The organism is Pseudomonas syringae, assembly GCF_021605415.1.
GTDB classification, from domain to species: Bacteria; Pseudomonadota; Gammaproteobacteria; order Pseudomonadales; family Pseudomonadaceae; genus Aquipseudomonas; species Aquipseudomonas syringae_S.
Window position 1 is genome coordinate 22,173 of the sequence record NZ_WKEQ01000046.1, and the last position, 16,872, is coordinate 39,044.

22 protein-coding genes and 1 pseudogene are annotated in these 16,872 nt (G+C 56.3%); 13 read left to right on the forward strand and 10 right to left on the reverse strand.

The window, feature by feature from the left end:
• Positions 1–4: 4 nt before the first annotated feature.
• The 3 genes from GIW69_RS23585 to GIW69_RS23595 all read left to right on the forward strand — a co-directional run bounded on the left by GIW69_RS23585 (position 5) and on the right by GIW69_RS23595 (position 2,609).
• Positions 5–568 (forward strand): XRE family transcriptional regulator, encoded by a 564-nt coding sequence (locus GIW69_RS23585; RefSeq protein WP_236485171.1) that lies wholly within the window; start codon positions 5–7, stop codon positions 566–568.
• A gap of 142 nt (positions 569–710) precedes the next feature.
• Complete coding sequence (locus GIW69_RS23590; protein WP_236485172.1) at positions 711–1,064, forward strand: hypothetical protein; 354 nt, start codon at positions 711–713, stop codon at positions 1,062–1,064.
• Positions 1,065–1,181: 117 nt separating this feature from the next.
• Entirely contained in the window at positions 1,182–2,609 is a 1,428-nt protein-coding gene (locus GIW69_RS23595; RefSeq protein WP_236485173.1) for an FAD/NAD(P)-binding protein, read from the forward strand.
• 21 nt (positions 2,610–2,630) lie between these two features.
• Here GIW69_RS23595 and GIW69_RS23600 read toward each other — a convergent pair whose 3' ends face one another.
• Positions 2,631–3,566, reverse strand: coding sequence for a polyprenyl synthetase family protein (locus tag GIW69_RS23600; RefSeq protein WP_236485174.1), 936 nt, complete (start codon positions 3,564–3,566; stop codon positions 2,631–2,633).
• A 263-nt stretch (positions 3,567–3,829) separates the two neighbouring features.
• Between GIW69_RS23600 and idi the strand changes: the two genes are divergently transcribed.
• From idi to GIW69_RS23615, 3 genes are all read left to right on the forward strand, one after another.
• The gene (idi, locus tag GIW69_RS23605; protein WP_236485175.1) at positions 3,830–4,381 is read left to right on the forward strand and encodes an isopentenyl-diphosphate Delta-isomerase; all 552 of its coding nucleotides are present in this window, start codon (positions 3,830–3,832) and stop codon (positions 4,379–4,381) included.
• A gap of 23 nt (positions 4,382–4,404) precedes the next feature.
• Positions 4,405–5,346 carry a terpene synthase family protein gene (locus tag GIW69_RS23610; protein WP_236485176.1) on the forward strand — a complete coding sequence of 314 codons (942 nt, stop codon included), beginning with the start codon at positions 4,405–4,407 and terminating at the stop codon, positions 5,344–5,346.
• 259 nt (positions 5,347–5,605) lie between these two features.
• Positions 5,606–5,962, forward strand: coding sequence for a hypothetical protein (locus GIW69_RS23615; protein WP_236485177.1), 357 nt, complete (start codon positions 5,606–5,608; stop codon positions 5,960–5,962).
• 277 nt (positions 5,963–6,239) lie between these two features.
• Here the strand turns inward: GIW69_RS23615 and GIW69_RS23620 are convergent, their stop codons facing one another.
• The 4 genes from GIW69_RS23620 to ppnN form a co-directional block, all read right to left on the reverse strand.
• Positions 6,240–6,491, reverse strand: a complete 252-nt coding sequence (locus GIW69_RS23620) for a hypothetical protein (protein ID WP_236485178.1) — start codon at positions 6,489–6,491, stop codon at positions 6,240–6,242.
• A gap of 211 nt (positions 6,492–6,702) precedes the next feature.
• Entirely contained in the window at positions 6,703–7,053 is a 351-nt protein-coding gene (locus GIW69_RS23625; RefSeq protein ID WP_236485179.1) for a hypothetical protein, read from the reverse strand.
• Positions 7,054–7,221: 168 nt separating this feature from the next.
• The gene (locus tag GIW69_RS23630) at positions 7,222–7,962 is read right to left on the reverse strand and encodes a response regulator (RefSeq protein ID WP_236485180.1); all 741 of its coding nucleotides are present in this window, start codon (positions 7,960–7,962) and stop codon (positions 7,222–7,224) included.
• A gap of 100 nt (positions 7,963–8,062) precedes the next feature.
• On the reverse strand, positions 8,063–9,436 hold the full coding sequence (gene ppnN, locus GIW69_RS23635; RefSeq protein WP_236485181.1) for a nucleotide 5'-monophosphate nucleosidase PpnN: 1,374 nt from the start codon (positions 9,434–9,436) through the stop codon (positions 8,063–8,065).
• A gap of 228 nt (positions 9,437–9,664) precedes the next feature.
• Between ppnN and GIW69_RS23640 the strand changes: the two genes are divergently transcribed.
• Complete coding sequence (locus tag GIW69_RS23640) at positions 9,665–10,192, forward strand: DUF3087 domain-containing protein (protein ID WP_236485182.1); 528 nt, start codon at positions 9,665–9,667, stop codon at positions 10,190–10,192.
• Here GIW69_RS23640 and GIW69_RS23645 read toward each other — a convergent pair.
• Positions 10,184–10,555: a DUF2784 domain-containing protein gene (locus GIW69_RS23645; RefSeq protein ID WP_236485183.1), complete on the reverse strand. Its 372-nt coding sequence runs from the start codon at positions 10,553–10,555 to the stop codon at positions 10,184–10,186. The two genes, GIW69_RS23640 and GIW69_RS23645, sit on opposite strands and share 9 nt — an antisense overlap.
• Before the next feature lie 200 nt (positions 10,556–10,755).
• On the opposite strand from GIW69_RS23645, the gene GIW69_RS23650 reads away from it, so the two are divergent.
• The gene (locus tag GIW69_RS23650) at positions 10,756–10,908 is read left to right on the forward strand and encodes a hypothetical protein (protein ID WP_236485184.1); all 153 of its coding nucleotides are present in this window, start codon (positions 10,756–10,758) and stop codon (positions 10,906–10,908) included.
• 45 nt (positions 10,909–10,953) lie between these two features.
• Here the strand turns inward: GIW69_RS23650 and GIW69_RS23655 are convergent, their stop codons facing one another.
• On the reverse strand, positions 10,954–11,226 hold the full coding sequence (locus GIW69_RS23655; RefSeq protein ID WP_236485185.1) for a hypothetical protein: 273 nt from the start codon (positions 11,224–11,226) through the stop codon (positions 10,954–10,956).
• A gap of 546 nt (positions 11,227–11,772) precedes the next feature.
• On the opposite strand from GIW69_RS23655, the gene GIW69_RS23660 reads away from it, so the two are divergent.
• Positions 11,773–12,672: a polysaccharide deacetylase family protein gene (locus GIW69_RS23660; RefSeq protein ID WP_236485186.1), complete on the forward strand. Its 900-nt coding sequence runs from the start codon at positions 11,773–11,775 to the stop codon at positions 12,670–12,672.
• A 46-nt stretch (positions 12,673–12,718) separates the two neighbouring features.
• Here the strand turns inward: GIW69_RS23660 and GIW69_RS23665 are convergent, their stop codons facing one another.
• Positions 12,719–13,081 (reverse strand): NUDIX hydrolase, encoded by a 363-nt coding sequence (locus GIW69_RS23665; RefSeq protein WP_236485187.1) that lies wholly within the window; start codon positions 13,079–13,081, stop codon positions 12,719–12,721.
• A gap of 218 nt (positions 13,082–13,299) precedes the next feature.
• Here GIW69_RS23665 and GIW69_RS23670 point away from each other — a divergent pair, with 218 nt between their 5' ends.
• Positions 13,300–13,497 carry a DUF2188 domain-containing protein gene (locus GIW69_RS23670; RefSeq protein ID WP_236485188.1) on the forward strand — a complete coding sequence of 66 codons (198 nt, stop codon included), beginning with the start codon at positions 13,300–13,302 and terminating at the stop codon, positions 13,495–13,497.
• Between the two features lie 47 nt (positions 13,498–13,544).
• Here the strand turns inward: GIW69_RS23670 and GIW69_RS23675 are convergent, their stop codons facing one another.
• Positions 13,545–13,784 (reverse strand): hypothetical protein, encoded by a 240-nt coding sequence (locus GIW69_RS23675; RefSeq protein WP_236485189.1) that lies wholly within the window; start codon positions 13,782–13,784, stop codon positions 13,545–13,547.
• 152 nt (positions 13,785–13,936) lie between these two features.
• Between GIW69_RS23675 and GIW69_RS23680 the strand changes: the two genes are divergently transcribed.
• Positions 13,937–14,272 (forward strand): hypothetical protein, encoded by a 336-nt coding sequence (locus GIW69_RS23680; RefSeq protein WP_236485190.1) that lies wholly within the window; start codon positions 13,937–13,939, stop codon positions 14,270–14,272.
• A gap of 77 nt (positions 14,273–14,349) precedes the next feature.
• Here the strand turns inward: GIW69_RS23680 and GIW69_RS23685 are convergent, their stop codons facing one another.
• Positions 14,350–14,910, reverse strand: a complete 561-nt coding sequence (locus tag GIW69_RS23685; protein WP_236485191.1) for an RrF2 family transcriptional regulator — start codon at positions 14,908–14,910, stop codon at positions 14,350–14,352.
• A 325-nt stretch (positions 14,911–15,235) separates the two neighbouring features.
• Between GIW69_RS23685 and GIW69_RS23690 the strand changes: the two genes are divergently transcribed.
• Both GIW69_RS23690 and GIW69_RS23695 read left to right on the forward strand, forming a co-directional pair.
• Positions 15,236–16,441 carry an NAD(P)/FAD-dependent oxidoreductase gene (locus tag GIW69_RS23690; protein ID WP_236485192.1) on the forward strand — a complete coding sequence of 402 codons (1,206 nt, stop codon included), beginning with the start codon at positions 15,236–15,238 and terminating at the stop codon, positions 16,439–16,441.
• Between the two features lie 150 nt (positions 16,442–16,591).
• Positions 16,592–16,819: pseudogene (locus GIW69_RS23695) on the forward strand (hypothetical protein); the annotation flags it as partial.
• Between the last annotated feature and the right edge of the window lie 53 nt (positions 16,820–16,872).

Sequence of the window (16,872 nt, forward strand, 5' to 3'; positions counted from 1 at the left end):
TATAGTGCCCAAAGATTCCTCCCAACGGATGTCCGTTCTTCAGCATGTGAGCCAGAACGTGCGGCGCCTGCGCCATGCTGCCAACCTGAGTCAGGCGGCCCTGGCGGAAAAGTCCGGAGTCAGTCGGCGGATGCTGGTAGCAATCGAGGCCGGTGAAAAAAACGTCAGCCTGACCACGCTTGACCGGGTTGCCGAAGCGCTCGACTGCGCGTTCAGTGATCTGATCCAGGCGCCGGATGCCGGTGATACGAGCCGTATAAATGAACTGGCCTGGGCCGGATCGATCCCGGGCAGCAAAGCCGTACTTCTTTCCAAAGCCACGGCTACGCGAGCGGTGGAGCAATGGGAGTGGTGCCTGCAACCTGGCGAGGTGTACCCGTCACAACCGGATGCTGACGGCTGGAGTGAACAGATTTTCGTCTTTGAAGGGTGCCTGACCCTGATGCTGGGCGACCGGCTACAACTCATATCGGCGGGCGAGTTCTTCATGTTTGCCAGCAACCAGCCACACGGCTATCGCAACGACGGCGACGTGGCGGCGCGCTTTGTGCGAAATGTAGTGATCTGACCGTTCTCTACCATTCATCGCAAACGAGACTGCACCTGTCAGATCTGACAGTAGACGCTTGTCACCCACGCAATTATTTTGAACGGGCAGCCGATATAGGTAGAAGAAAAAACTGTTAAACCCAACAAAATAGGGTGGAGTTATGGAACGCGCATCGCAAACAACCTTCCACAAGATCAGCGAAGTACTTAACGCTCCGACAATCAGCCCGTCGGACGGGGTATGGCTGGAACGAAATTTTTTATTCGACTGCGTCATTCACGCAGTCATCCTGCCCGGTATTAACGTGGGTGATTTTCTTGACTTCGATTTACACGTCGAGGGAACCGGCGAGTTTTTCACGAGGTTCAAGGTCACAGAAGATCATTTGAACCGAGGTATAAACTGGCCGCTCCAGTATTCGATCGTCGCGGGCGCGCTCAGGCGGGTTGAGGTGAAATACAGAGTCGAGGCCAGTGGCGAGTTGTCCCCTTCGGGCATCTACACAACCAAATAATCAGCAAGTTCGCTTTGAATGGAAATGTGGGCTTCCTGATCAATCAACGAACCCTTAATGTGGCGCAATCTGCGTGACACCTTCCGTCATGCAAAAAAACGAGCCATTGAATACGCCATGATTCAACGTCCCATTGCGCCGACAGCCTCTGCAAAAAACGGGTTCGACATTCTGATCATAGGGGGCGGCCTCAGCGGCACGATGCTGGCGGTGCAGTTGCTGCGCCTGCCTGGCAAACGGCGGATTCTGATCGTCGAACCGCGTGCGGAACTGGGCCGGGGCGAGGCCTACAGCGCTGTAGAACTGGGCCACACGCTCAACGGCAACGCGGCGCGTATGAGTGTCGATCCGGACAATGCGGATGATCTGACTCAGTGGCTCACCGCTTACATATCCGCCGGTGGCTGGCCGGAGTCGGATGAACAGCATGTGCCGATCAGTGAACTGTTCCCGCCGAGGGGGCTGTTCGGCGTCTATGTGCAACAACGTTTGAGCGAAGCGCGGGTAATCGGCGCGCAGCACGGCTCAATGGTCGAGCACGTGCGGGGCGAAGTGGTCGATCTACAGGTCCGCGAAGACTTCGTAACAATTACCTTGGATGACGGTCAAGAACGGCACGGCGCCCGTGCAGTGCTCGCCACCGGTATGTTCCCCGCCGCCCGCACGCCGCAAACCGAATCCAGCGGACTGAATGCCGCCGCGCTTGACCCTTGGGATGTTGCAGCGATGCGCCAGCTCGATCCGCATTCGACGGTGCTGATCATCGGCTCGGGCCTGACCATGGTCGATGCGGTCGTCTCGCTGGAGCAGGCCGGACATCGCGGGTCGATTGAAGTGTTTTCCCGTCACGGCTTGCTGCCTCACGTACGCCGCCAGCCACCGGCATGGGAGGATTTTCTCGTCGCTGACGAAAGCCTGCGCACGCCGCGTCAGTTGTTGCGCGAACTGCGTCGGCATTGCCGCGACGCGATCGCCCAAGGTATCGACTGGCAAGCTCCGCTGGACACGGTGCGCGCGCACATCGGGCGATTGTGGAGCCAGGCGACCGATGCGCAGCGCCGGCAGTTCGTACGCCACGTGCGGCCGTGGTGGGAGAGCCATCACCACCGTTCGCCTCCGATGAGCGCCGAGTTGATAGCGCGGTTGCACGGGGAAGGGCGCTTGCGCATTCAAGCGGCATCGTACAAAGGGCTTGAGCCGACGTCAGAAAGCGATGTGAGCATCCGCATACGCCGCCGTGCCGAAACGCAAACCTGCGTCGTACACGGCGCGGCGCTGATCAACTCCAGCGGCATCGAATACGACTGGCGACGGGTCGCACGACCGCTGCCGCAACAGTTGCTCGCACGCGGTCTGGTATGCCCGGGGCCGTTGGCGCTGGGGATTGCGGCGGCTGCGGACGGAGCGGTCATTGACGCGCAAGGGCAACCGGCGGATCGACTGTTCGCCATGGGCCCGCCATTGCGCGGCATGTGGTGGGAAAGCACAGCGGTAACCGACGTGGCATCGCAGGCCAAGGCGTTGGCTATCCGTCTCGCACGGTAAGTCTCGCACGGTAAGCAAGCGTTAGCGGATCAAGCTGTCGTAATAGTTATCCGCTGGATCCTGTCGAAACCTTACGTCCAACAGAAAGGCTTCGAGCGATTTGAAGTCCCGATGATTGGCGAAACGCCGAGCGACTTCGAGTTGCTGATGAAGGACTGCAAAACTGTCCTCCATCAGCGCCATCGCCGTGGTGAACACTCCGGCATTGCCCCATTCAAAGATGATCCAGCGTTTTTGCGATTCGCTTCGTTTACGTTTGGATAGTGGGTCATTGGCAAGGATCATCAGGAAGGATTTCGGGCCACCGTCGAGATCGGGTGCAAAGCCTTTCTTTCTGAAGTGCGGGATATGGTTGATGTCGCAATAGTCATTGACGAAACGATAGTAGACCGCCAACTCCAGCATCAACGCTTTGAGGTGTGTATACACAGGCTCGGGCAGTGGATGCAGGTGCTGGCAGGCGTCGAGGATGAACACAAAAAAGCAGCCGGTGTTGGTTTGCGCGATAAAGCGGTAGTCCTCCAGCGTCGGCAGCGTGTCACCGTCACTGATTTGGGCATCCAGGTGCTGACCGATGTGCAAGGCTTCGAGGCTGTTGAGGCCCATCTTCATCAGGTCGATGTCATGAAAGTTGCCGAGTTTCTGCAATCCTTCGATATAGCCGTACATGCCCGAGACGAGCGCGGCAGCCATCCCGTATTTGAACCAGACAGCAGGAGCACCGCGCCGCGTTTCATCCTGGTCGAGGATGTCGTCATGGATCAACGACGCCGTGTTGAAGCGTTCGACGATATGACAGAGGTTTTCGGTTTTGGCGGAGTCGAGGTGGTACAAGGTCGCGAGCGCGCGCGTCAATGCAGTCCTGACTTTCTTGCCGCTATGGTCTTCCTGATATTCAAAGGGACTGATCCAGCCCACTTTGGCTTGAGCGTATTGATTGGGGAATGTCTGCAACATGACAGAAGACTCTTTTGTCAGTCGCCAACTGCGCACTTCTGGCTGGGGTGGGTGGGACGTTCTACTGGAGTTTTAAACGATACATTGGGCGCTGATTTTCGCCAGTCGCCGATTAAACGGGATCGCGATAAACAACCGGACTTTTGTTTATAAGCGCTGAGGCAAACTTGAAAAAGATCTGCAGGAAGCTAGTTTTAAATCTTCCCCAATCAATGTCTGGTTCGTCGTTATGTCCAGCCGTGAACATACGATGGAGGTTTACCGTGGAAGAGCTGATTCTGGTCGACACCCAGGACGAATCTGTAGGTCAGGCCGAGAAGATGGATGTTCATCGCCAAGGCCTGTTGCACCGCGCTTTTTCCATTTTCATTTTTGATAGACAGGGACGCCTGTTGCTACAGCAACGGGCATTGGGCAAGTACCATTCCCAGGGATTATGGACCAACACCTGTTGCGGTCATCCGCGGCCTGGCGAACGCACGGTCGAGGCGGCGAAGCGGCGTTTGATCGAGGAAATGGGGCTGATGTGCGACTTGCTGGAAGTTCATGCGTTCATCTATCACGAGCAAGTCACCAATGACTTGATTGAGCATGAGTATGACCATGTTTATGTCGGCCAGAGCGCGGTTGATCCGCAGGCCAATCCCGAAGAAGCACTCGACTGGAAGTGGGTGACGCTCACCGAATTGGCGCGCGATATCACCGATGAGCCGCAAGCCTATACCGTCTGGTTCCGGAAAATACTGAAGGAACAGGGTATCGATGCCGTTCGGATTTGGCGCGACGTGTTGACTGGGCTGGGGGCAGGCCAATGAAATACGCACTGGCGCCCTCATTGATGAATCTCCCCGTTGCATTAAGCCCCTACGCCGAAGATGCAGAGCGGCACACGCGTGAATGGCTGACCAGTCTGGGCCTTGAAGCGACGCCTGACGCCGTGCATCAGCGCGATATCTACATGCCGGGTAAATACGCAGGCTACATGTGGCCGCAGTCACCGCTGGAAGATCTGAAGATCCTGTCCGACCTGACCGGGTGGTTCAGTTGCCAGGATGATCTGGCGGATGAAGACCTGAGCCGCGCGCCCGAAGCACTGGAGCATGCCATCCGCCAGGTTCTACAAATGGCCAGTTCGGGTCGGGGCACAAGTGCTGGGCTGGCAGGCGGACTGACCGACATCATCGCCCGCGCGGCTATTGAAATGCCTGCCGAGTGGGAGCAGCGAACACTGGAGCAGTACGTCAACTATCTCTATCCATGCCTGCGCGCATCGGTGCACCGGATGGAAGGCACGCAACCTGAAGTCGCCGATTTCAACAACGCGTGGCGCAATGCCGGTGGCTTTCAGGTGTGTTTCGAATTCACTTATTTCGCCCAACGCGTGCATCTTCCGTCTCGCGTTTACTACAGCTCGGTATGGCAAGAACTGCGCCGGCTGACGCTTAATCTGTTCAAGGCTGTGAATGATGTGCTGTCGTTTGGCATCATGGAAAACCCCGACGAAGACGTTTACAACCTGTTGACGCATCTGCGGCACCACCAGAAACTCAGTCCTGACGACGCCGCTGCCGAGGTGAACAGGCGCATTGAAACGTGGGTAGCGGCGTTTCATTTGATTGAGCAGCGGTTGCCCATTGAGTTGGAGCGGCTTGGTTGCGATACCCCATCGTGCGCCCAGGCCTTGCGTTGCGCAGAAGCCTTCAAGGTACAGTGGCAGGGCAATGTCGGCTGGCATCTGGCGGTGCCGCGCTATCGCGAAACCCGTTTCACTCAGGCGTAGTCATTGAGTTCAGTGGCCAATAGAGAATCCCGCATTGGCGTAATGTTGTTCACTTAAGCATTTGAGGGGCCCGCAGTGGTGTGACAGAAGCGCGCAAGCGGCTAGGTGCCGACGCCGTCGAGTGGCTGTTCCGTATTCAAATGACCGCTCAACCGTTCGTCGATAAGTACTGCTCACCTGTCAGATCTGACAGGTGACAAATATTGATCTCATGGGCGTAAATAACTCCGTCATTCCGACATTAAAAGGAGTTCATAAAATGACCAATAACAAATTGCCACATCCAAAATTTCGTGGAGCGAGAAACGACCACATTATTAATTTAGACGACTTTGACAGTCACGGAACGACCTTCATAATCCCCGCTGAAGCCGAACTCAAAGCTGACTACGTAATCATTATGAAAGTGGTGGGTGATAGCTCTACATTTACACATCGGCACACTGTACGTGCTTCAGAAGAAGGCAGGCAGCTGGAACCGTTCAACTATACTCTTGAGCAGCTGCGCGAACACTTTCACCGACCACCAATCGAGCTGAAATATCAGGTCGTACGCCCCGACGGTTGGTCGAAGAAGTCCGAAATAAAAACATATTCGGTGACGGGTATGGCGTAAGCGCTCCATAAACCCCACATTCAAAGCGCTTAGCTGATCCCGGATGCTGTGCTCCCGATTCCCTCAGGAGCCAGCTCGCCATGATGCGACCCGATGCGAAAGTCGAAAAAGTGTATCTGTATAAGCGCACCACCCATCTTGAAGTCGGTGAGGTTTATGGAGCGCTTACGGTATGCCCCTATTTCCGAATTAATGCTTTGCTGACTACCAGAACCATTCACCTGTTGTAGCGGTATTGATGACGAGGCAACGGATACAGCAGCTTGAAACCAGTCACTCAATAACGCTGATATTTAGAACCAAACTCTGGGCGGTTTTCCGCAACGTACAGTTTGGCTTGTTCGGTGTTCTGTTGCAGGTTGACGCTACCTTTGTGCTCGGTGTCGATGCCAACAGTATTGACGTTGGTCGTTGCCGGCGAGGAGATGCCCGTATCGGCCACAAAGGTGTGACTGACGTGCGGGGCGGCGATGGCGGAGGTGGCGCCGATGAGCGAAACGATGAAGCCGAGAGCGATGATGTCTTTCATGATGTTGCTCCAGAGAGTGGCGAGAAGATGTGGCTACTCTAATGCCGGAGTTGATCGATGAGAAAACACCCTTGCGCATAGTTCATATCGAGGGCGTTGATTGCGCAGTGGTCGTCAACTGTAGGCGCGAGCCTGCTCGCGAAGGCGATGTATCTGGATGTCTCAGCGCCATCGCTGGCAAGCCAGCTCCCGCAAGGTTCAAGGAGTGTCATTAATAGCGCTGGTATTTTGAGCCGAACTCGGCGCGGTTCTCGGCAACCAGGACGTTTTGGGCAGGGGCGCTCAGTGCTACGCGTTCACGCAGTTCCTGCAAACGATCGGAACCCCCTTCGGCCACGCGTTCACGCAGATCTTGAAGGCGATCCGCTCCGCCTTCTGCCACACGTTCGTGCGCTTGCTGTAGGCGATCCGCGCCACCTTCCGCGATGCGATCCTTTTGCAAGGCTTGCGAGCCATATTCCGCGACGAGTTGGGCGTTGGCCGAAGCCAGGTTCGCCATGCCGAGGCCGCCGAACAGCACAGCAACGAGGGTCAGGGACGATAATTTCGAGAATTTGAACATGATGCGACTCCTTGCGTTTAACGATGGGATGAGTCCGTAGCAGCGCCGGTTGCGCTGCTATCGGGTGGTCACAGTTAAACGCTCGGGTGTATCGGCGATGTGTGCCGGTTAATGCTGAAGTCGCTTATTGGGTATCTGAGCGGGGTTTCTATACAAAGCGATACGAAGTCAGCTGGATTCACCCAGCATTTCTACGGGATACGAAAATACATAGCCTTCGTTACGCACGGTTTTGATGTAGGTCGCCTCGCGGGAATCGTCCAGCAGGCGCTGGCGCAGACGGCTGACCAGCAAATCAATCGAGCGATCGTACAAATCGGCGTCTCGACCCTGGGTGAGATTGAGCAGTTGATCGCGGCTGAGTACCCGTTGCGGATGGTCGAGAAAAACCCGTAGCAGACGATATTCGGCGCCGCTCAGGGCCACCAGCGTGTCGTCTTCGTCGAGCAGGTGGCGGGCAGTGGTGTCCAGTCGCCAGCGACCGAACGCCAGCAGCCGGCCGGTCTCGGTAATCAGCAGGTTGGGTGGCAGCATGCGGGTACGCCGCAACACGGCATTGATTCGCGCCAGCAGTTCGCGGGCGGAAAAGGGTTTGCTCAGGTAATCGTCGGCGCCCATTTCCAGACCGATGATGCGGTCGGTTTCGTCATCCCGCGCGGTGAGCATGAGGATGGGGGTGGCTTTGTGTTTGCCGGCGCGCAACTCGCGGCACAGAACGAGGCCGTCATCGCCGGGCAACATGATGTCCAGAACGATCAGGTCGACGGTATTGCCTTCGAGAAAGCTGCGCATCTGCCGGCCGTCGGCTACCACCGTGGTGCGCAAGCCATTCTTCTTCAGGTAATTGCCGACCAGCTCGCGAATCTCGCGGTCATCGTCGACGATCAGGATGTGATTCACGTGATCCAATCGCGCACTCCCTATTCATATACAAAACTTCGACTGGAACGCGGTCATGTGGGAGCTGGCAAGCCAGCTCCCACATGGGCTCGCACCTAAAGGTTATTTTTCAGGAAACCACTCGATAACACGGCACATACGCCGCGCCGCCCGGCAGTTTCATCCGGTGTTGGGCGACGAAGGCTTTGAGCAGCAGATCCAGCGGTTGCATGATCGCCGCATCACCGCGGATCTGATACGGGCCGTGCTCCTCAATCAGGCGGATGCCCTTGTCCTTGACGTTGCCAGCGACGATCCCGGAGAACGCCCGGCGCAGGTTGGCCGCAAGTTCGTGGGGTGGCTGGTCGCGGTGTAACTTGAGATTGGCCATGTTCTCATGGGTTGGGTCGAACGGACGCTGGAAACCTTCATCAATCTTCAACAGCCAGTTGAAGTGAAACGCGTCGTTGCGCTCACGGCGGAATTGTTTCACGGCCTTCAGACCTTGAGTCATCTGCCGCGCCACTTCAGCCGGATCATCAATGATGATTTCGTAATGTGCTCTCGCCGCTTGGCCGAGGGTCGCGACGACAAACGCGTCGAGCTGTTCCAGATACGGCGCGGCGTGTTTCGGCCCCGTCAGGATGACCGGGAACGGCAAGCCCTCGTTGCCCGGATGCATGAGAATGCCCAGCAGATACAGGAACTCTTCCGCCGTACCGGCGCCGCCCGGGAAAATGATGATGCCGTGGCCGACACGGACGAACGCTTCGAGGCGTTTTTCGATGTCCGGCAGGATCACCAGTTCGTTGACGATCGGGTTTGGTGCTTCGGCGGCGATGATGCCCGGTTCGGTCAGGCCCAGGTAACGGCCGCCGTGGATGCGCTGCTTGGCGTGAGCGATGGTGGCGCCTTTCATCGGGCCTTTCATCACGCCAGGGCCGCAGCCGGTGCAGATATCGAGGCTGCGCAGGCCCAGTTCATGGCCGACTTTCTTGGTGTATTTGTATTCGTCGGTGTTGATCGAATGACCGCCCCAGCACACGACGATTTTTGGCTCCACGCCCGGCCGCAGGGTGCGCGCGTTGCGCAACAGGTGGAAAACATAATCGCTGATGCCCTGTGAGTTGCTCAGGTCGATGCGTTGGCTGTCGAGCTCGTTTTCGGTGTAGACGATGTCACGCAGGGCGCTGAAGAGCATTTCCCGGGTGCTGGCGATCATTTCGCCGTCGACGAATGCGTCGGCCGGAGCGTTGAGCAGTTCCAGACGGACACCGCGATCCTGTTGGTGAATGCGGATTTCGAAATCTTTGTAGGCTTCCAGAATGGTCTTCGCGTTGTCGACATGGGCGCCGGTGTTGAGGATTGCCAGGGCGCACTGGCGGAAGAGGGTATAGGTGCTGCCGGATCCGGCTTCGCTCAGTTGCTGGACTTCACGTTGGGACAGGGTTTCCAGACTGCCTTTGGGGCTGACCGAAGCATTGATTACTTGTCTTTGGGTCATGCAATGATCCTTAAAACGATGCCATTCCCATCGGGACAGCGAATGGCATCCGAATAGTGTGTATCCATGAAAGAAGATGGCACGAACTGCGTGGTATCGCCATGTCCCCCGAGTATTGAAGTAAAGATGAAAAGGATGTCCAGCATAGCTAAATCCGTGACAGGGGCGATAATGCGCCGGCCTGTTTTTTCCGTAAGCCCTTTTTGCCAGTCAAGGAAGTCTCGAACGATGTTTGAAATCCAGCCGATGAACGCCGCTACCTATCGCCAGCAGACCCGGCGCAGCACGCTGATTATCGCCGTGCTGTTCCTCGTGCTGGCGATGTTGTTTTCGACGGTAGCAGTGGCACTGTTCGGTGAACCCGGCGGCGACAATTTGCGTTTTAACGTCGGCGGGGTGTTTGTGGCATTTTTTCTGACGGCGGGATTGTTGCGCGGGCGGTTCTGGAACCAGACCTGGATGGCCCCGGCGGTCTATGGCTGGCGGCTCAAACGCAGCCTGATGAGTGTGACCAACGTCATGCATCAGGTGACGGCGGCGGTGGAAAAGGGCGATCCGACCGCCATGAAAGTGCTGCGTTTCTATCACCTCGGGCTGACACAAATGCATGAGCTGGACGGCAACTCCAGTGATCATGGGCAGTTGCAGCGGGAAGTTGCAGCGCATCAGGCGCGGATGCACGAAATGGGTCTGGATACCGAGCAGACTCGTCTGGATCCGGCCTGGCTGGAGGGGTTGAAGCCGACCTCACGATAACCGCAACCTCCGGGTGCGAATCAGCCGTCCGTAGACAATCAGGTTAATCGCCAGCACCACGCTGCCCAGCGCCAACTGAATTTGCGGGGTAAGCCCGGCGGGGTAGATGACCGGCAGAATGTAGTGTTCGACGAAGCCACCGGCGTATTCGGTTTGCCTGGCGGCCTGGCGCAGCAGATTTTCCCAATCGGTCAGCGGACAGGTCAGATGCAACACTTCGACCGCCACGCCCCAGGCAGCCGCAGGCAGATGCGCCCACATCAACGGCCGCCACTTGAGCGCCAGCAATCCGCCAAACAGCACGAACAAAATGAACAGCAAGTGAAATAGCACCAGACCATCGGCGGCGATTCGGTAAAGCATGCCAATCTCCCTGACGCGTGCGTATAAGCGCTATCGTACGCCGTCCGGGCGCTCAAGGCTCACCGGGAAAGGCGCCAATTGCACAGTGCTCAGCATGTTGCTGAGCATGGGGTTCTTCTTGCAGCGGGATGGTTGTAATTTGCCAGTACGAAACTGTTCTACGCTGTAAGGATAATCATCTTTAACGGGAGGACAGTGCGATGACCGAGCATAAACACCCCGATCCCGATAAGCGTGAGGATGAACCGACGCAAAAAGAGATCGAGCGGGAGAAGCGCAAGGAGCAGACCTGGAAGCATGACGACAGTCGAGAACTATCAGACGCCGATCAGGATCGACCTCTTAAACCCTGACCGACGGAAGCGGAAAAGCCCCGCGAGGGCGGGGCTTTCGTTGTTTCAGATATCGTCCAGCTGCGTGAAATCCGGGTGCGTGGCCCGATAACCCAATGTACGGTCGATCCAGGCGTTCAGTTCGTTGACCATCACCGGCGGATGGCCTGGATACGCTTCGAGCGTCGTGCGCAGGATTCGCTCGATGTCGGCTACGCCGTTCAGATTCCGGGTTTTTATGTAATGCCCGATAAAACAGTCGAGTTGAAAGCGTTCTGTCGTGGACAGATGGACACACTCCAGGCCACCGACCTGTTTGATTACAAAATCGTCGCGCACTTAGTTCTCTGCAAGGCTTGAAAGTTATAAGGGATCCTGGCTTCGTTGACTCTTTGGTCAACTGGTATACCAATCGAAGGAACGGCGCGCATGCTATCGCTAGCGCATCTAAATGTATGTATGACGATCAAAATGTCTGACAAGCGGTTTGATAAATCGAACGCTTGTTCCATCTGCTGTCTCATTAATGAAACAACTGATGTAACTCTTTGTTTCCATCATTGGAGCGCTGGATGTTGGAACAATCCAGGGCGATTAACTTCAAGCGATTTTTTCGATCAACTTAGCATGTGCGGTTTTGCCGTAAAGCGAATGCCGATTGATGCAGCCGCGCTGTCTCAAGGCGCTGCCGACGCCATTGAGCACTGCGGCGATTGTCGTTTACGTCTTTGCAAACAGCGCTGGCTGACTGGGCAAGCATCGGAACCAAAGCCTGTGTACCCTATCCAACTTGCGCCCGCTCACAAGCGGGGGCGGGGAGGCGACAGGGCGAGGGAGTTTTGCCATTCGACAACGTGACGGTAATGGTCGGGCTCAAGGCAAAACATGAAGCACTGGTTCAAACTTTTCTCTGTGGTCGCACTGGTTGGCGGGCTGGCCGGTTGCATCGCCGCGCCCATCGAATTGACCCCACAGACCGCCGCGCGCCTCAAGACTCAGGCGGCGGTGCGTTTTGTGCTGACCTTCGACGATGGGCCAAGCGCTTCGAGTTTCTATAATCCGACCGAAACAGTGCTCGACAGCTTGGCGAGCAATGCGCTGCAACCAGGCATCAAAGCGGTGTTCTTCGTCCAGACCCGTGCGCCGCGAGCCGGTGGTAGCGAGCTGGGTCGGCAAGTCATGCACCGAGAGTTTGCCGAAGGGCATGTACTTGGGTTTCACACCGCCACGCCTTGGCATACCAATCACCGCTCGCTCGATCCCCAAAGCCTTGAAGCGTCGCTGAGCAACGGTATTGGCGATATCGCCGCCATTACCGGCGCTGTGCCGACGCTGGTGCGTCCGCCGTTCTGGAACTACGACAAGCGCACATTTGCCGCTTATCAGCAGCATGGCTTACACGTTTTGTTGACTGATCTAAGTGCCAATGACGGCAAGATCTGGGGATTTAATGGCAGTCCACGCCGCCGCGCTAACCTGTTGCGCCAGTTGTCAGAGGTACGCGAACGCATCGCTCTCGGCGAGTATCCGATCGTCGATGGCGTGATTCCGGTGGTGGTGACCTTTCACGATCTCAATCGCTACACGGCGCGGCACACGCGCGAATACCTGCAAATCCTCGTGGACAGCGCGGCGGCCACGGGGGTGACGCTGGCTGACAAGCCTTTCTACGATGATCATCAAGCATTATTGAGCGCCGCGATGGCGCGTACGGTTCAGGAAAGTGCCGAACCGGTGCAACTTCCAGGGATCTGGAATTGGATTTGGGATGGCGATTCCCATTGAGAGTCATACCGCACAGCGGTGGAGGCATTGGCCATCGGTCAGGGCGTCACAGCCGCCGCTGAAATGCTTGCAAGATGCGCAACGTGGCTACGTTGGTATTCAAGTTTTGCACCGCGTCCAGCGGATGCCAGATGCAATCAAAAATCTCGTTCTGTGGCCGCGCGTCGTCGATGTTCAGCACTGAAGCTTCATAGACGTGGTGGCGGGTGCTGCCGGTTTCCAATTCCATCAGATACAGCAGGTCTTCGACATCCAGGCCGGTTTCTTCCTGCAGCTCGCGTGCGGCGGCATTCATTCTGGTTTCCCCGCGCTCGACCTTGCCGCCCGGCAGTGTCCAGCGGGATCGAGGCTTGCGTACCAGGAGGATGTGCCTGTCCTGCTCGCATATTATGGTTGCGCGTTCTTTCATGTGTTGATTGATCGTCGCTGTCATCTAAAAGTCACAAAACTGCAATATTTGAGCCGTGCAATCGGTCAGGGTTCCTACAATTTGGAACGGACGGAGCATGGAAAAGTGCCAAGTCATCGTCTTCGCGCACGATTCGACGTCTGGTCGGCACAATGGCGCGGCAGGGGTGTAAGGTTCGAGGGTGTCCGCATCCAACACTCCCGTTAAGGAGGTGCTTTATGAGCATTCCAATGTTGAACAAAATGCACATGAACGGTTACGACGTACTCAGCGTGAACAACGGCCCGTGGCGGGTTTGCACGCAGGGCGATCGACTGGCGTCATTCGCCAGTAAGGCGGAGGCGCTGGCTTATGCCGCAGCGCTTCCCGGCTACAAAGGCCGTTTGAAGCAGTCGCGCAATCAAGCGACAGCTTGAGGCAATGAAAAAGCCCCGAATTTCGGGGCTTTTTTGCGAGCGGTTGGCTAGTGGGTTTTCGTTCGGCTGATGGTGCGTGCCTTGACTTCGTTGGCGTAGAACTGCAAACGCTCTTCGTCGCTCTGCAGGATTTCACAGGATCTGAGCACTGCCTGGGCATCCGCTTCGTTGCCACTTTTGCGCAATTGCTCGGCGATGCGCTTTAGGTCGACCGCCGACCAGCGTAGATCCGATGCAACACTTTGCAGGTCGCGTTGAAGTTCGTGTTCGTGTTCATTAAGTCGCATGGTCACCTCCAGAACATTCTCGGTAGCAAAGAGTAGCCGTATTTTTCGAGGACGGTGAGCCGGTTTGTGCAGTTTGAAAGCGCCGTGGTGCCACGATGGATGTCTGCACGGTAACGCGCTACATTTGCTCTTTTTCAGGTCAGGAAAGCTTTATGCGGATGTGGATAGGTGGGTTGCTGTTGACGGCACTGGCCGGATGTTCGTTGCCTGCGTCGTTGGTGCCAGGTGAGCCGAATGTCAGCAAATACAGTGACAAAACCCCTAAGGAATATGCCGCATGCGTGCTGCCGTTGTGGCAGCGGGACGTTTCCAAGGCTTCGCAGATTTCGATTTCCAATGGTTACCGCCTGACCGCGCCGAGCATTGTGACGGCTGACGAGATTCTCGACGTGATCAAATACAAGGACGGCAGCCGAATATCACTGTATCAGGGGCCGCCCTGGGCCAAGTCCGGGTCGCTGCGCCAAGCGGTTCGCGACTGTCTTTGAGTCATTTGTTCAAAATCTTTGGCGCATGAAAAAGCAGCAACCGGTTGAACGGTTGCTGCTTTTTTTTGGCGTTTTGATCAGTCGTGAATTTGTCTGACCGGGATGGTTGTCCCTTCGGCGCCGGTGTTGCCTTTTTTTTCTTTGCGATCCTGTAGCCAGCTTTCCACTTGTTCGCCGAATTGCGCTGGCGCCTTGCGGCCAACCTTTCTGGCAATGTCCAGGATGGTCTGCTGGGACAAGGCTTCTTCCATGCGTTGTTGCGCGGTCATCATGGCGTTGTGCACTGAGCAGACGCCATCCAGTGACCAGTCCGGTGGGGAGCCATCGAACAGTGCGCAACGGCCGCGAATCTCCCTGCACTCGAAAATCTTCTTGCGCCCATCAATGGCGTTGACGATGTCGAGGAGGGTGATTTCATCCGCCGGGCGCGCCAGCCTGAACCCTCCTTTCACGCCTTCCGTGGATGCCACCAATTTACCTTTAGCCAGTTTGGTAAAGATCTTGGCCAGGTAATCCAGTGGCACCCCTTGCAGTTCTGCCAGATCGCGCACGCTGGCTTCGCGACTGTCACCACCGTTACCAACCAGAAAAAGCAGGCAATGAATGCCGTATTCGACGCCTGCACTGTAAAGAGACATGCTTATCTCCGACTTGAGTTGTCGCAAATGTTATCAGGCTATCGAGTCCTGATCAACGCGCTGCCTCAGGATACTAAACCGCGCCATAAGTGTCTGGAGAGCCAGGTGATCCCGTTTCTAGGCGTGCTTAATGGGATTTGAATAATCTACGATCTATCGTTGTTTTCGATGTTAATGATCGAATTCTTAGACTTGTCGAAATTATATGCGATCAATAAAGTCGCCGTTACCCGGTAAGCAGCATCCCCTCGATCCGCCAGCTACCGATCAGCGTGATCCATGCAATCTCTCAAAATGACTTGGCTTTATCGCCTGGAGAAAACAAATGAAACAGCACATTCTGGTAATCGGCGCAGGTTTCGGTGGCATGTGGACGGCTTTGAGTGCTACGCGGCTGGTGGAAATACATGGTCGTGACAACGTTGAGGTCACTGTTTTGGCACCTCAGGCCGAGTTGCGCGTACGTCCACGGTTCTACGAGCCGAACGCTCATCAACTGGCGGCGCCATTGGGCGAGTTGTTCGACGCGGTCGGCGTCCGTTTCATCAAGGGCGCAGCCGACACGATCGACACCCAGCAAAAATCCGTGGGCTACACCGACGCATCCGGCGCCAAGCAGGTGTTTAATTACGACAAACTCGTTCTGGCCAGCGGCAGCGGTCTGGCGATGTCGAGCACTACGGGTGTGGCGCAATATGCCTTCGACGTTGACCAGATTGAAGCGGCGATCCGTCTGGAACAACACCTTGAAGCGCTGGCCAATCAGCCGCAAAGTAAAGCGCGCAACACCGTGGTAGTTGCCGGTGGCGGCTTCACCGGGATCGAAACGGCGACCGAAATGCCTCGCCGTCTTCGCAAGATTCTCGGTGCTGACGCCGATATCAACGTGATCGTTATCGACCGTGGGCAAAAAATCGGCGCCTCCATGGGCGAAGAAATCAGCCACTCGATCGTCGAGGCCAGCGCTGAGTTGGGCGTCGAATGGCGCCTGGGCGTCTCGGTGGTGTCGGTCGACGAAAACGGTGTGACCCTATCGGACGGTCAGCACATCGACGCGAAAACCGTCGTCTGGACAACAGGTGTGCGCGCCAGCTCCCTGACCGAGCAGATCCCTGCCGAGCGCGATGCTCAAGGTCGCCTTCACGTGGACGCGCACCTGAAGGTCATCGGTCAGGACGACATCTTCGCCACTGGCGATGTGGCATATGCGGCAACCGACGACATCGGTAACTTCGCGCTAATGACCTGCCAACACGCCATTTCACTGGGCCGTCATGCAGGCAATAACGTTGCCGCGCAGCTTCTCGGTGTAGATCCGACGCCGTACAGCCAGCCGAAATACGTAACGTGTCTGGATCTGGGCGCTTGGGGGGCGGTCTACACCGAAGGGTGGGATCGCCAGGTAAAACTGGTCAAGCAAGAGGGCAAAGCTCTAAAGACACAGATCAACACCCAATGGATTTATCCACCGGCGGCTGATCGTGTCAGTGCGCTGGCCGCTGCGGATCCAATGATTCCAGTGGTTGCCTGACCGCAAGCGTTTAACCGGTAACGTTCGCAATGAGCGGTGACAGTTAGGCGCGTCAGTTTTTTGAGGCTGGACTAATCTTCTGAATGCCGGCCGGTAAGCGCGCCGGCTTTTTCTGGACGGTTCGTTTGGTGCTTCGAGGAGATACAGATCATGGATGATCTGGTGAAAGACTTAATTCCGTTATTGCAGTATCTGATTCCAGGTTTCTTGTCGGCCTGGATCTTCTACTCGCTCACCGCGTTCAAGCGGCCTGACACGTTTGGACAGATTGTGCAGGCGTTGATTTTTACCTTGGTGATTCATGGGACGGTGTTGGGGATTGGCGGGTTTTTTTTTTGGGTGGGGAAGGGAGGGATTTTGGGGGGGGTTTGGGATTTTTAAGCGGGGGGAATTTGGGCGTTTTGTATTGTGACGTTGCTTGGATTGATGTG